Origin of the sequence: Fundidesulfovibrio soli, from assembly GCF_022808695.1 — a bacterium.
Classification (GTDB): domain Bacteria; phylum Desulfobacterota; class Desulfovibrionia; order Desulfovibrionales; family Desulfovibrionaceae; genus Fundidesulfovibrio; species Fundidesulfovibrio soli.
The window spans coordinates 1-13,562 of sequence record NZ_JAKZKW010000012.1 but is presented as its reverse complement, the minus strand read 5'-3'; the positions used below and the strand labels follow the sequence as shown (position 1 = coordinate 13,562).

The window sequence follows — 13,562 nt, the reverse complement described above, 5'->3', positions numbered from 1 at the left end:
TGGCGCGCCCTCGGGAGACCGGGCCGTCCGGCCGCTGGCGGGTCGGCGGCTAGAAGCTGACGCTCACCGCCAGCTCGCCGCCGTAGGTGGTCACCTGCGAGTTGCCGAACACGGTCGAGGCCGTGCCGCGCAGCGTCCACTGGTCGTTGATCTTGTAGGATGCGCCCGCGAACGCGCTGCCCCAGTCGGCCGCCACCGGGGCCGCGTCCAGCTTGTAGGAAGGGGCCACGATGGTGGTGAGGGAGGCTTTCACCATGCGGTTCCTGTCAGCGAACTCGTGGTTCCATTTCACTTCCGCGAAGGGCTGCCAGTTGCCCACGTCGGCCAGCACGCGCCAGCCGAGCTGGCCGACCAGGGAATCCCTGACCTGCTCCCCGTAGGCCAGGGCAGTGACGCCGCTGGTGCCGGACTCGGTGAAGCTCTTGATGCGCACCTGCTGGGCCACCAGGCCGGCCACCGGGCCGGTGGTCACGGGCCCCAGGCAGATGTCGCCTCCGGCCCGCACGGCCAGCGCCAGGGAATCGCCGGTGGTGTTCGCGCTGTTCTGGTCGGTGAAGATGCCCAGCGTCACCGGGCGGTTGATCTTGTCCTGGATCAGGCCGTAGCTCCCCACCACGCTGCCCCAGACTGGGCCGGCCTTGTAGGCCGTGTACAGGCTGAAGGTCTGGTCGTTCTGGTCGTAATAGCCGTTCTGGGAGAAATTCTGGGTCTGGGTTCCGGCGGTGAAGGCCGCGCCCAGCACGAGCCCGAACGACGTCTGGTAGTCAGCCCCCGCCGTGCCCGTGAAAGGGGTGCCGGACTGGTCTGAAAAGCCCGGCGTATTTTTGATGTTCAGGGCTCCGGCGCCGCTGCTGAGCCATACGTTCACGCCGCTTGGCCCGCGCTGCCGCCCGGCGAGGTCGATCTGCCCCTGGATGGTGGCCGCGCGCGCAAGCCCTCCCTGCACCGGGCCTTCCGCCAGCAGGGACATCTGGACCGGCGCGGTGAGCAGGCTGTGCTCGTAGTCGGCCTCGATCTGCTGGCCCGCCTGGGTGTAGTGCACGCCGTTCTGGCCGATGAAGAGCGTGCTCTGCGTCTGGGCGGGCGTGACGTCGGCCCAGCTCACCATCAGGGGGGCGAGCGTGGGGGCCAGGGTGTTGGAAGGCAGGACCGAGGCCGGCGTGAACCCGAAGAGGGCCGGATGCCGCACGATGAGCCTGGTCAGGCTGTCGATGTCGGCGGGGATGTAGCGCACCCCTGCGGCGGTCAGGGTCGCCCAGTGGTCGAGCATGTAGCCGTAGGAGCGCAGGTACAGCTCGGTGCTGACGCCCGGCAGAAGGTTTCCGCCCAGGCCGACGTTCTCGGCGTAATTGTAGGAGTTGGGCACCATGATGGTGCGCGCGCCCGCGGCCTGCAGCGTCGCGACGCTCACCGCCAGGTTGGTGCTGATTGCGTGGAGGAAGCCCGGGTTCTCGGCCAGCCAGTTGGGGTTCAGGGCCTGCATCAGGCGCACGAAGGTGGTGTCGTTGTCGCCGGTTTTGACGACATAGAGGGCGTTGGGGTTGACCGGCCCCGAAGCGAGGAAATTCTGGATCTGATGGATGGTGGAGACGTTGGAGGGCGCGCCGACGCCGGAAAGGTAGGGGTCCCTGTCAGAGGCGCGCAGCGGCTGGGTGAAGGCTCCGCCGTTGGCGTAGTTGCTCCCCCCGCCCCCGATGGCTCCGCCGAACACGCCGAACTTCCCCGCGAGGATGAGCGAGTTCATGAGCCCGGGCCCCGCCCATCCGCCGGTGGCGCCGTTGGCCACGGCGACGGCCACGGACTGGTCCATGCTCGCGCTGCCCGTGGTGTGGTAGCGGAAGTAGCCGCTGTCCAGGGTGCTGTCGCCGAAGCCGACGTACTGATTGAACCCCGCCGCGCCCGCCGGGGCGGCAGCGTGGGCCAGGGCGAACGCGAACAATGCGAGAGCAAGGGCGATCCGCTTCATCATGGGGCCGTTTTCCTTTCGTTTCACAGTAAATACAGGTGGGGTAACCGGCCCCAGGCATCCCTGGAATGCGCGTTCAAAGCCTTATCTGTTTGGCGCGCTTCTGGAAAGCCATATTCCGCACTGCCGGATGTTCGTGAGCTGGCGATCCAGAATCCCGATGCGGATTTCCCGAATTGCACCCTGAAGGACAATAAAAACGGGCTGCGATCGTTATATCGCAGCCCGTGGTTTGGCTGGCGCGCCAGGGAGGACTCGAACCCCCGGCCGGCTGCTTAGAAGGCAGCTGCTCTATCCGCCTGAGCTACTGGCGCGCAGGGCCACACTCCTACCCGCAGGCCAGGGCTTGGTCAAGGCGCGCCGCCTTGACACTTGCCCCGCCAGGATTCACAACACGCCCATAACGTTCCTTCACGGAGGCTCCATGAAGCTGCGCGTCCTCGGATGTTCGGGGTCCGACCTGCCGGGCCATCACCTGACGTCCTTTCTGGTGAACGGGCACATCCTGCTGGATGCGGGCTCCGTCACCTCCAGCCTCTCCCTCGAGGAGCAGGTGCGCATCACGGACATCTTCGTCACCCACCCGCACCTGGACCACATCAAGGACATCCTCTTCCTGGCCGACAACCTCATCGAGTTCGTGGCCCAGCACAACCACCCCCCGGTGAATCTGCGCGCCATGCCCGAGGTGCTGGACGCCATCTCCACGCATCTGCTCAACGACACCATCTGGCCCGACTTCACCGTGATCCCGGCCAATTCCCCGGTGCTCAGCTACGCGCCCATGTCTCCGGGCGTGCCCGTGGTGGTCGGCGGCCTCACCGTGACCGCCTGCCCTGTGAACCACGCCAAGCACGCCAGCGGCTTCATCATCCACGGCCCCGGCGAGGACGAGGCCTTCGCCTACACCGGGGACACCGGCCCCTCGGACGGCTGGTGGGCCTTCCTGGCCGCGCTGCAGCGGCCGGTGAAGAACATCGTCACCGAGGCGTCCTTCCCCAACCATCTGGAGGACCTGGCCCGCATCTCCAAGCACCTGACGCCCAGGATGCTGCGCGCCGAGCTGGCCAAGCTGCCCTACAAGCCCAAGGTCTTCATCTACCACATGAAGGCCCCCTTCTCCGAACAGATTCAGGAGGAGCTGCACCTGGCCCTGGACGGCTACTCCTTCCACCTCATGCGCGAGGAAGACTCCTTCGAGTTCTAGCCGCGCCCGGAGCACGCCCTGAGCACCCGCCGTTTCTCCTCCTTCCCGGAGTTCGAGGCCTGCCTGGACTCCCTGGGACTCTTCCACATGGACATGGGCCTCTCCCGCATGGAGCGCGCCCTGGCCGCGCTGGGGCTCACGCGGCCCGCCTGCCCCGGCGTGCAGGTGGTGGGCACCAACGGCAAGGGCTCCACCTCCACCATGCTGGCCGCCATGCTCAAGGCCCACGGGCTGCGCGCCGGGCTGTACACCTCGCCGCACTTCGTCAGCCCCAGGGAGCGCATCCGCGTGGACGGCGCACCCGCGCCGGACGAGCTCTGGCTGGAGGCCGCCGAGGCCGTGCTGCGCGTCTCGGCGGATGTCTCGCCCGAGCTGCGCCTGACCTACTTCGAGCTGCTCACCGTGATGGCCGCCTGGATCTTCCGCGCCGCCGGCTGCCGCGCCGCCGTGTTCGAGGCCGGGCTGGGCGGCGCGCACGACGCCACGTCCGCCATCAGGCACGACCTGCTGCTCGTCACGCCCATCGGGCTGGACCACGAGCGCGTCATCGGCCCCACCCTGGCCCACATCGCCCAGGACAAGGCCCGGGCCATGCGTCCGGGCGTGCCCGTCATCGCCGGGGAGCAGGTTCCCGAGGCGGCGGCCATCCTCGAGAACCACGCCGAGGCCACGGGCGCGCCCCTGACCAGGGCTGCCGACATGGCCATCCCGCCCGACTGGCCGGACGCGCCCGCCCTGCCCGGCCCGCACCAGCGCGGCAACCTGCGCCTGGCCCTGGCCGCCGTGCGCTCCCTTGCGGACCTGCACGTGCTGGAGCCCGACCCTGCGGCGCTGCGCCGGGCCGCGCGGGAGGCATTCATCCCGGGCAGGCTGCAACTGGTAACGACAGATTCAGGGCCGGACTTCCTGCTGGACGGCGCCCACAACCTGCCCGGGCTGGAGTGCCTGCGCGCCGCGCTTGAGAGCCTGGGCGTCAGGCCCTCGGCCATGATCTTCGCCTGCCTGGCCGACAAGGACCTGGAGGCCATGCTGCCGCTGGCCGCCGCCCTGACGGACGGGTCCATCCTGGTGCCCGCGCTGGACGCCCACGGCCGCGCCCTGCCCCCGGACGAACTGGCCGCACGCCTGGGGCCGAGCGCCACGCCCGTGGCGGACGCGGGCGAAGCCCTGGAGCGGGTGCGAGGACTTGAGGGGACGGTGTTGGTCTGCGGGTCGCTGTATCTGCTGGCGGACGTGTACAAGGTCCGCCCGGCGTGGTTGGAGCCAACTGGGAGCTAGAGAGGAAACGTGGGGGGAGGGGCCTCCGGCGGGCAAAGGGCTTCGCCCTCTGCACTCCCGCTTGGCTTCGCGCAGGGGGCGGAACGCTTTCTGAACGGGTGGGAACGGAGACCGCCTGCGCGGTCCCCGAGAAAAACCTACAAGTAGGCCCGGTTGGCCTTCTTCCTGGCGGAGCGGCCCAGCAGGTAGCCGAACAGCCAGCCGCCGAAGAACACGCCGGCCCCGGCCAGGAACCATTTCACGTCGGAAATGTCGCGCAGGGTCTCGTTCTCGCGGCGCAAGCGCTCCATCTCCTGCTTGGCGGCGTCATGGGCGGCACGCATCTCCTGGAAGCTCTTGGTCATCTCGGCCACGTTGGCGTTGGCCTTGGAGAGTGCCTCGTACTCAGACTTGAGCCTGGCGGCTTCGGATTGGCTGGCGCTCAGGTTCTTCTGGAGGTTCTTGTTCTCCTCCTCGTACTTGCCGATGATGGCCTCGACCTTGCCCGCCTTCTCCACCAGGTCGGCGTTGCGGGCCTTGAAGTCCTCGAATTGGACCTTCACGGGCGCGTCCGGCGAAAGATAGCGCTTGAGCACCCAGCCTTCCTTGCCGGTGTCCGTGCGCACCATGGCCCATTCGCCCTCGTCCCGGATCTTTTCGATACGTGACCCGCTCCTGACCATCTGGACGATCTTGTTGTCCATGGAGGGCCCGGTCCGCACCGTGATCTCCTGCACGTCGGAAACGTAGAGCTGCTGCGCCCATCCTGGGGCAGGCAAGAACAACAGCGCCGCCAGGGCAGCCATCAGGCATTGGATACGCATCTTGATCCGCCGTGGATTCGATAAAGGGGAAGAAAACAACAACCGGTCGCCGCTCATATGCCGCAGGCCTGGCACGATAGTCAAGAACGCCCCGCAATTCAAGAGGTTCGCTACGGACTGTTGCTTTGCCGCGCCGGTTGCGATATCGCCCGGACATGGAAGAGACCCAGAACGCAGCTCACTTCATGAGCTTGATCGATCAGGCCTCCAGCTACCACGAGCTGGCCGTATTCCGCTCCCGATATTTCACTCTCATGGAGCGGACCCTCCCCAAGGAGGCCTGCCGCCTGGTCAAGGATCACTGGAACAAGAAAGCCAAGGATCCCAAGCTCCCCATCGCCCCCGCCTCAAAAGCCTGAGCGGGGATCGCCTCCGGCCATTCGCGCCCTAGCGCGCCTTCTTCGGCTCGAACGTGGCGGTCAGCCATGCGGCGGCCCTGTCCACGTAGGCCCCTTCCTTCACGCTCAGCAGCCAGCCCACCGCCCCGAGCGCCACGAACTTCAGCCACGGCGCGAACGACGCGAAGGCCACGTCCAGGTAGCTCAGAACAGGCTGGTGCACCAGATAGATCGCGTACGACGCGCCCGAGAGCCACAGCACCCAGGCCCGCTGCCCAAGGCGCTCGGCCACGGGCGTGGCGAACAGCCCCACAAACAATGCCAGCGTCCATGCCAGGGAGGCGAACCAGGGTTTCGTCCATCCCAGCAGCGACCACACCAGGCACAGCCCGCACGCGCCGAAAATCAAAGCGCCCAGGTTCCTGTCCACGATCCAGGTGCGGCCAGGGCGCTCCTTCCACAGCTGCGCCATCCACATGCCCATCAGGAACTCCGGCAGGCGCGAAGGCAGGTTGAAGCTGGAGAGGAAGGCCAGCGTGTCGCCGATGCCGCCCGGGGCCGCCCTGCCCCACATCTTGAGCGCCTCCGTGAGCGGCCAGGCGATCAGGGTCGCCCAGATGGTCAGCTTGGGCAGGCCGTAGCGGCGGGCCAACTTCAGGATCAGAGGCCAGGCCAGGGTGAACTGCATGAGCAGCCCCAGCCACCAGTAGGCCGCCGTGTTGGACATGAAGGACTGCGTGCGCAGCGGGTCCAGGAAGAACAGGTGGTACAGGGCCGAGGGCAGCCAGTCCGCCGGGTTGGTGACCCGGTAGACCACCGCGTTGCCCAGCACCACCAGCACCACGGCCACGTAGTAGTGCGGGCACAGCCGCCACAGCCGCCTGGGCACGAAGCTCCTGAACGTGGGCACCGGGGCGGGGTTCTCCCCCACGTAGGGCATGGCCAGCAGGAAGCTGGTCATCACGTTGAAGACCACCACGCCCAGGGCCAGGTCCACGAACAGCTCGCCCAGGAGCGTCCCGGCGTAGGCGTCGCGCAGGGGGCCGATGCCCTGGAAGAGGTGGTGCAGGAAGATGCCGATCATGGCGATGGCGCGGATGAAGTGCAGCTGCGGGATGTCTTTCTTCACGCTCTGGGCTCCTGGTGTTACGTCCGATTCAATTGGCGGCTTGGGTGTGTCGGTCAAACGGGGCGCGGTCAGCCCTCGAAGCGGATCACCACCAGGGTCACGTCGTCCTCCTGGGGCGCGCCGTCCAGGAACCGCCGCCAGTCCTCGGCGATGGCTTCCATGATGGCCTGGGCGGGCAGCGCGGCGTTGGCGCGGATCACGGCGCGCAGCCGGTCCTTGCCGTACATGGAGCCGTCCGGGCCGAAGGCCTCCCACAGGCCGTCGGTGCCCAGCACCAGCACGCTGCCCGTGGGCCAGCCCGTCATGCGCTCGGGCAGGTAGGCGCTCTCGGGGTCCACTGCCAGGGGCAGACCCCGGCCCTTGAGCTCGCTGAAAACGTCCGTGGCGGGGTCGTAGACGATAGCCGGATCGTGCCCAGCCCTCACCCACTCCAGGGTCTTGCGCGCCGGGTCCAGCACGAGCATGAACATGGTGATGAAGTGGCCCGACCCGGCCACATCCCGCGCCAGATGGCGGTTGAGGGTGGTCACGATGCGCGACGTGTCGGAGAGGCACAGCGCTGCCTGGCGCAGAAAGCCACGGGCCGAGGCCATGAGCAGGGCCGAGTCCATGCCGTGGCCGGAGACGTCCGCCACCACCACGGACAGGCTGTCGCCCGCCAACTCCAGGAAGTCGTAGTAGTCGCCCCCGGTCTGGCCGGAATAGACGGCCGCGGCGGCGATATCCAGCCCCGGCCGGACGGGGAGCTTGCCCGGCAGCAGGCTCCGCTGCACGGCCTGGGCCTGGTCCAGGGCGTTCATCAGGCTCACGCGGTGGCGCAGGCTCTCGATCATGGAGTTGGTGCGCGCCGCGATCACCCCGAACTCGTCGGCCGTGGCCACGGGGATGAAGCGGTCCAGCAGGCCCTGGCTCACGGAGTCCAGCACCGCGGTCTGCTCCTGCAGGAGCCTGCGCAGATTCTCGGAATAGCGCAGGATCAACCCGATGACCCCGCCCACCAGCACCGCGGTCACGAAGACCACCTCCACCATGACGGAGCGCTTGGCCACGGCCAGGGCCTGGGCCCCGCCGGCGTGCGTGGCCAGCCAGTCAACGGCGTTGTTCAGTATCAGGGTGAGCAGCGCGGCCACCAACAGGGTGGAGCCCGTTGCCACCACGGCCAGCTTGCGGGCCAGGGGCCGCACCCGCGCCGGAGGCTTGTGCCAGCTCTTGCGGCAGGCCGTGGCGATGATGTCCCGCTGACGTCCCAGGGCCGCGTCCATGGAAAGGAAGAAAGCCACGGCCGTCATGCCCAGGAAGAGCTTGACCCCGCTGAAGACCGGGAAACCCTTGACCAGTGTGTTGAAGGCCATGGCCATGAGCCCCGCCGCCAGTCCCAGGCCGAAGTCCACCCAGAACTGCCAGCCGACCTGGACGAAGATGTGGCGCGGGTCCACCAGCAGCCTGAGCAGCGGGCCGCGCAGGCACAGCGTCGCGGCGAAAGCCCCGAAGATGATCGCCCCCAGCTCCACGGGGGGCAGAGACTCCATGAAAGGTCAGACGTGCCCGCCGTAGAGCGTGAGCAGCGCCGAGCCTATCAGGCATCCCAGCCAGAGGCGGATTGAGTGCGCGTTGTTTTCCATCCGTGAGCCTGCTCCCGTCGTATGCGTTGCGCGGCCGCGGCCTCCTCGGGGGGCGGGGGCGCTGGAACTTCCCATTGACTATGACTTTTTTGCGCCTGGTTGTCGACCTGAAGAGTCGTAAAAAAGCCCCCCGCTTGCGCGGGGGGCCTCGGGTTCAGGCTGACTCTTGGGCTAGTTGGCGGTGAGCTTCTTGTCGCCGTCCCAGACCTGATCGGCCTTGGGCAGCGCCTTGAGGTAGGTGGTCCAGGTGTATTTCTTCAAATTTTCCGGGTCCATCTGCATCTTGCGGCTCCACTCCAGGATGGGCGGAACCAGGGTCTTGACGTCGCCTTCCAGGGTCTTGCTGATGCCGTAGTTAGTGGCCTGCTGGGAGAGATCCGCGCTGCGGCGGGCGTACTCCTGGGAGCGGGCCAGGGTGTCCAGCGACTTCACGGGGTTGTGCGCGCCCATGGAGTTCTCGGCGGAGATGATGTCCCACATCCACTGGGCGTGGCGCAGGTTCTCCTTGGCCTGGATCATCAGGGCCTCGGCGTTGGGGTTCTTCTCGCCCTTATACTCGTTGGCCTGGCGCACGGCCTCGTGGGCGCGGATCACGTATTCGGCGGCCTTGTTCAGCTGGTCGTGCACCCTGCTCTGGGCGAAGAGCACGCGGCTCTTGAGGTATTCGGCGGTCTTGTCCTGGTGGCACTGCTTGCAGGTGCCATCGATGTTGAGCAGCGGCGAGGTCCACTGGTGGTTGCTGATCTTCTTCTTATCGGGGTCCACGTTGCGGGTGTAGGCCATGTGGCAGTCCGCGCAGGCCACTCCGGCCGCCCCGTGGGGGCCGTTGATGAAGTTCTCGAACTCGGGGTGCTGGGCTTTGAGCATGGGCGTCTTGGAGACGGGGTGCACCCAGTCGGCGAACCAGCCTTCCATGCCCTTGTCCTCCACGATGCCGTGATCCTTGTAGTACTCGTACATGTTCTCGGGGTCCACGCCGGCGAAGGGCTTGTCCTGCGTGGCGCCGCTGGTCCAGGGGAACACGGGCATCTTGGCCGCGCCGAACTTGGCCTCCTGGAAGTAGTACTCCACGTGGCACTGGGCGCACACGTAGGACCGCATCTCGTTTCGGGTGGCCTTGGTCAGATCCACGCCCAGCTTCTTGAAAGCTTCCTTGAGCGGAATGGAGGAGATACGCAGCTTCATGTCCGCCGGGTCGTGACAGTAAGGGCAGCCGATGGTGTTGTCCTTCATGTCCTGCTTCTGGCGGAAGGAGTTGAACTCCATGGTCCAGACCTTGTCGCCGTATTCCTGCACCCACCCGGCCATCTTGTTGGTCTTGCAGTTCCAGCAGGTTGTGGGCAGGCCCGCCTGTTCGGAGTAGCGGTTGATGCGGTCGGTGTTCTCGATGTCCTGTATGGCGTAGGTGTGCCCGCGCGCCTTTTTGTACTCGAAGCTGAAGGGGTAGCCCAGCCAGAGGTTCTTCAGGTAGGGCTGGCCCGCCTTGGGGTTGCCCTTGGGGGGCTGGTGCACGGTGTCGTTCTTGTCCCAGGGAACGGGGCCGCCGTAGTCGGTGAGCTGCTTGAGGTCGTCCTGGTTGTTGCGCTGGTAGGTGAGCCACTGGGCCGGGAAGAGCTTCTCGAAGGCCTTGTTGGAGGTCTCCTCGCTCTTGAGCCCGGTCTTGTATACGGGAGGCTTGGGGGCCTCGGCCTGCTGGCCGCAGCCGACCAGGATCACGCTCAGGCCCGCAGCAGCGAGCAACGCCAGCAAAAGCTTGTTCTTAGCCATCGGCGACCTTCCTTGTGGATATGGGGGAGCGGGACTTGTGCGGTACGGAACGGTGGCAGTCCACGCAGTAGGGCTTGGAGTCCATGGCCACGGTGGAGACGGTGGCCGAGTGGCAGCGCAGGCAGTTGGCCTGGATGACGTCCTTGTGGAGCTTGTTGGCGTGGATCACGTCCGGAATATTCTTGGTCACCGTGCTCCAGGCGTCGCTGGCCCCGGCGGCGGCTTTGAAGGGGATCTTGGCGGCCAGGTTGTTGGGGGCGTGGCAGTCGTTGCAGGTGACCTTCACATGCCCGGAGTTCTGGTAGGTCCAGGTCTCCTCGCTCATGGTGTGGCAACTGGAGCAGAACGCGGCCGTATCCGTGGCCTGCATGGTGTAGGCTCCGCCCGCGCCCAGCACGATGACCGCCGCCAGCACCATGGCCACGGCGAACCAGTTTGTTTTCCCTGAATGCTTAGGCGGCGAATTGCTCATGCGGCGTCCTCCTCTGGGCTTGCCCGGGCCTGTCTCCGGGCGGTTGCGACTGGTGTACACCTTAGCTCAAGGGCCCCCCGGGAAATGTGACCTGGATCACAAACAGGGCGAAAAATAACCTCCCCTCCTCACTAATGGCAGGGCAGTGCCCCGCAAACAAACATGTTTTTCCGAACTATTAGCAGCCTGCCACAGGGACGCAAGGGAAATCGTTCGCAGCGCCATGAGGACGCAAAATCCTCCCGGAATCGTCTGGATCGATGCGGCGCAGCACCGCTGCCAGCCAGAGCTCGCCACTGACGCAGGGATTGCGACGGACGAAACATTCCTAAAATTGTACAATTGCGTCGTTCCTGGGCAAATGGATCACCATCGCCCCATTGTTGCGTCCGCAGGCCGGGATCGGGCTCCCGAGCGGATGGAACGGCAGCGGGGGCGGTCCGGTTGCGCATGGGACGCGTCACGCCCGGCGCTGAAAGACAGTGAAGATGCAAAGATGGCACGATGGCGAAGGCCCATCGGATGGGGGACGGGGGGAGCCGGGCGGGAGCATAAGCCGCCCGGCAAGGCTGACCCGGCGGGACGGGGGGATCAGTGCTCGATGGCCGCCCGCTGGTCCGCCTTGTCCTGGGCGTTCTTGGCTTCGAGCGACTTCTTCAGGTCGGCGTCGAGAGCCAGGTAGGCCGCCTTCGCCTTGAGCTTGGCTTCGCGGAACACGGCCGCGCGCTCTGCCAGGCCGTCTTGGAGGGCCTCCTGCTCGGCGCCCTCGAAACGCAGGTAGGCGTCCCGCTGGGCCTTCACCTTGTCGGCCAGCTTCTCAAGCTGAGCCTGCGTGATCCGGTTCTGCGCGCAGCACGGAGGCTGGGCCAAGCACAGAACGCAGGTTCCCGCCAGCAGCAGGCAGGTCATGAAGCGACGCACGGAACACCTCCACGTCAAGGTCGAGAACGTTTGCTCTGCGGTTTGCGATTTCCCGGTAACATGCCGGGCCGATTCGGCGCAATCATTAGGAACAGGAGGGGTCTTGCCTCCGGGGCAACGCAGACGCGGGGCCGTGCGCGGCGAAAAAACGCATTGTCCGAGCAGGCTGTTATCTGGTAGTATGGGGCACCGCCGACATTCACGAGGATACCATGCGCACCGCGAAAACATTGCTCATCGCCGCCGCCATCGCGGCCTCCCTGGCCCTCTCCACCGCCGCCTTCGCCGACACGGTGGACTACTCCTCCATGCTCCCCGACCAGATCGAGGCGGCCATGCGCATGGAACGCGCCAGCTACCGCGACGCCATGAACCGTCTCCACGCGCTGGAGAACAGCGGCATGGACAAGAGTTCCCCCGAGTACAAGGCCAAATTCGATACCCTGGTGCGCGAGGCTGAAGAGCACCGCGTCAACCAGGACGTGATGCGCGAGGCCCTGCGCCAGCAGCAGCGCTCCTACAAGGGCAAATAGCCTCCAGAGGCCCCCCGGACTGGAGAGCCCATGAATCCAGACGCCCCGACGGACCCTCAGGTTTCGGCCAACGCATGATCCCCGGGCTCCCCGGAGCGCCTTCTCCGCTGGCCCGGCCTGCCTCCCCAGCTTCCTGGCAGAGGCGTCCGCAAACGGCCTGATGGGGCTGACTCCGGCCAGCCCAGGCCGCCGGAAGACACCACCCGCGAACAAAAAAACGGACCCGGTGCGGCAGTTGATGCCGCACCGGGTCCTGTCTTTGGTAGCCCCGCCGGCGCGTCAGGCCGGGCGCATGGTGACCATGCGGCGCATCTCCTCCGGGCTGATGGACTCGTAGATGCGGCCCATGGCCTGGAAACACTGGGAGAGGTTTCTGTAGAGGGTGAGCTGGTCGAAACAGGCCTTCTTGATCTCGGAGATGGCATGCACCCCTGGCCGGATCAGGCGCACGGCCTGCACCACCGAACCGGGATGGTCGCAGAGCACGATGTGCGCCGTGCTCCCGGCGGGCGTGGCTTCGAAGAACTGGCGGCGTTTCTCCTCGGGTTCGACGAAGATGTTGAAGGCCACCTCCAGCCCGCCGAAGTTCTCGATATCAAGCACCAGCACCGGGATGGCGTCCTCAACGTAGACCCCGCAGGAGACGGCGCCGGTGGCGAACCCCAGCACCTCCTCCCGCGAGAGGCCCCCGTAGAAGAAGAACACCTCGAAGCCGCCCCCCACCAGAACCGGGGCCGGGCCTTCGCCCTCGGGCCTGATGCCCAGGGCCTGGCCCACCTGCAGATCCAGCGCGGTCACGGCTGCGGGCCTTCGGCTATTTCGCGCGCTTGGCCAGATCCTGGCGCAGCTTGTTCAGGTTTTCCTCGATGGGGTCGCCCTTCACCTTGAGCAGGGCCTGGCCGTAGGCGATGTCGAAGGGGATGATGTTGTTGGCCTTGTCCTGGTAGATGGCGTTCATGGCCTGCTTCACGTCGTAGGGGCGATAGGGGAACCAGCCGCTGAAGCACTCGCGGAAGGCCTTGTCGGCTTCCTGGGGGCTGGTCTTGGAAGAATCCAGGGTCATGACGGCGCTCATGCAGACAGTGCGGAAGGCGAAGGCCATGCCCTCCAGGTACAACTCGCGCTCCTTGTCGGTCATGCCGTTCCAGCGCTGGCCGAAGTTGCTCACGGTGGCGCGGGGGGCGGCGGAGGCGGCGGCCCCTGAGGCGGCGCCCGAAGCGGCGGGCTTCTTGTCTCCGGCCTTCTGCTGGGCGAAGGCGGGCACGGCCAGGGCGAGGATCAGGGCCAGGGCGGTCAATAAGGCTTTGCGGGCCATTGCGGTCTCCTTGGGTGAATGGTTGCGCCCCGCGGGGCTTTCGGGGTGTAGCCCCACTGGCGAAAAAATCAAGTGCGGTCTGGCTGGCCTGGGCGGCCGGCAGCCAGGCCGGAGCCTATCCGGCCGTGTTCGCGGACCATAGGGCAGCCAGCCTTGGGGAGGGGCCAGCGCGCCGGGGAGCCTGCCGATGGTTTTGAAGAACATCGACCGG

At 66.6% G+C, this 13,562-nt stretch carries 13 protein-coding genes and 1 tRNA gene; 4 read left to right on the top strand and 10 right to left on the bottom strand.

Translation table 11 applies throughout. The annotated features are described in order from the left end of the window. Positions 1–49: 49 nt before the first annotated feature. On the bottom strand, positions 50–1,969 hold the full coding sequence (locus tag MLE18_RS11340; protein WP_336605578.1) for an autotransporter outer membrane beta-barrel domain-containing protein: 1,920 nt from the start codon (positions 1,967–1,969) through the stop codon (positions 50–52). Between the two features lie 234 nt (positions 1,970–2,203). Beyond that, positions 2,204–2,280, bottom strand: a tRNA-Arg gene (locus tag MLE18_RS11335). A gap of 110 nt (positions 2,281–2,390) precedes the next feature. On the opposite strand from MLE18_RS11335, the gene MLE18_RS11330 reads away from it, so the two are divergent. Then, positions 2,391–3,173 carry a 3',5'-cyclic-nucleotide phosphodiesterase gene (locus tag MLE18_RS11330; protein ID WP_243438915.1) on the top strand — a complete coding sequence of 261 codons (783 nt, stop codon included), beginning with the start codon at positions 2,391–2,393 and terminating at the stop codon, positions 3,171–3,173. Positions 3,174–3,260: 87 nt separating this feature from the next. Beyond that, positions 3,261–4,451, top strand: a complete 1,191-nt coding sequence (locus MLE18_RS11325; RefSeq protein WP_243438914.1) for a bifunctional folylpolyglutamate synthase/dihydrofolate synthase — start codon at positions 3,261–3,263, stop codon at positions 4,449–4,451. A gap of 137 nt (positions 4,452–4,588) precedes the next feature. Here the strand turns inward: MLE18_RS11325 and MLE18_RS11320 are convergent, their stop codons facing one another. Further along, positions 4,589–5,254, bottom strand: a complete 666-nt coding sequence (locus MLE18_RS11320; RefSeq protein WP_243438913.1) for a TIGR04211 family SH3 domain-containing protein — start codon at positions 5,252–5,254, stop codon at positions 4,589–4,591. Positions 5,255–5,439: 185 nt separating this feature from the next. On the opposite strand from MLE18_RS11320, the gene MLE18_RS11315 reads away from it, so the two are divergent. Beyond that, positions 5,440–5,613, top strand: a complete 174-nt coding sequence (locus MLE18_RS11315) for a hypothetical protein (RefSeq protein ID WP_243438912.1) — start codon at positions 5,440–5,442, stop codon at positions 5,611–5,613. Positions 5,614–5,641: 28 nt separating this feature from the next. Here MLE18_RS11315 and MLE18_RS11310 read toward each other — a convergent pair whose 3' ends face one another. The 5 genes from MLE18_RS11310 to MLE18_RS11290 form a co-directional block, all read right to left on the bottom strand. After that, on the bottom strand, positions 5,642–6,721 hold the full coding sequence (locus MLE18_RS11310) for an acyltransferase family protein (RefSeq protein WP_243438911.1): 1,080 nt from the start codon (positions 6,719–6,721) through the stop codon (positions 5,642–5,644). Positions 6,722–6,789: 68 nt separating this feature from the next. Further along, a complete protein-coding gene (locus tag MLE18_RS11305) occupies positions 6,790–8,250 on the bottom strand; it encodes a PP2C family protein-serine/threonine phosphatase (protein WP_243438910.1) in 1,461 nt (486 codons plus the stop codon). A gap of 264 nt (positions 8,251–8,514) precedes the next feature. Further along, positions 8,515–10,110, bottom strand: a complete 1,596-nt coding sequence (locus MLE18_RS11300; RefSeq protein WP_243438909.1) for an ammonia-forming cytochrome c nitrite reductase subunit c552 — start codon at positions 10,108–10,110, stop codon at positions 8,515–8,517. Further along, positions 10,103–10,582, bottom strand: coding sequence for a cytochrome c3 family protein (locus MLE18_RS11295; RefSeq protein ID WP_243438908.1), 480 nt, complete (start codon positions 10,580–10,582; stop codon positions 10,103–10,105). The genes MLE18_RS11300 and MLE18_RS11295 overlap by 8 nt, the downstream gene beginning before the upstream one ends. 591 nt (positions 10,583–11,173) lie before the next feature. After that, positions 11,174–11,503 (bottom strand): hypothetical protein, encoded by a 330-nt coding sequence (locus MLE18_RS11290; RefSeq protein ID WP_243438907.1) that lies wholly within the window; start codon positions 11,501–11,503, stop codon positions 11,174–11,176. A gap of 212 nt (positions 11,504–11,715) precedes the next feature. On the opposite strand from MLE18_RS11290, the gene MLE18_RS11285 reads away from it, so the two are divergent. After that, a complete protein-coding gene (locus tag MLE18_RS11285) occupies positions 11,716–12,036 on the top strand; it encodes a hypothetical protein (protein ID WP_243438906.1) in 321 nt (106 codons plus the stop codon). A gap of 279 nt (positions 12,037–12,315) precedes the next feature. Here MLE18_RS11285 and MLE18_RS11280 read toward each other — a convergent pair whose 3' ends face one another. Together MLE18_RS11280 and MLE18_RS11275 are read right to left on the bottom strand one after the other, a co-directional pair. Next, a complete protein-coding gene (locus tag MLE18_RS11280; RefSeq protein ID WP_243438905.1) occupies positions 12,316–12,834 on the bottom strand; it encodes a hypothetical protein in 519 nt (172 codons plus the stop codon). A 16-nt stretch (positions 12,835–12,850) separates the two neighbouring features. Continuing rightward, positions 12,851–13,351 (bottom strand): hypothetical protein, encoded by a 501-nt coding sequence (locus MLE18_RS11275; RefSeq protein WP_243438904.1) that lies wholly within the window; start codon positions 13,349–13,351, stop codon positions 12,851–12,853. Between the last annotated feature and the right edge of the window lie 211 nt (positions 13,352–13,562).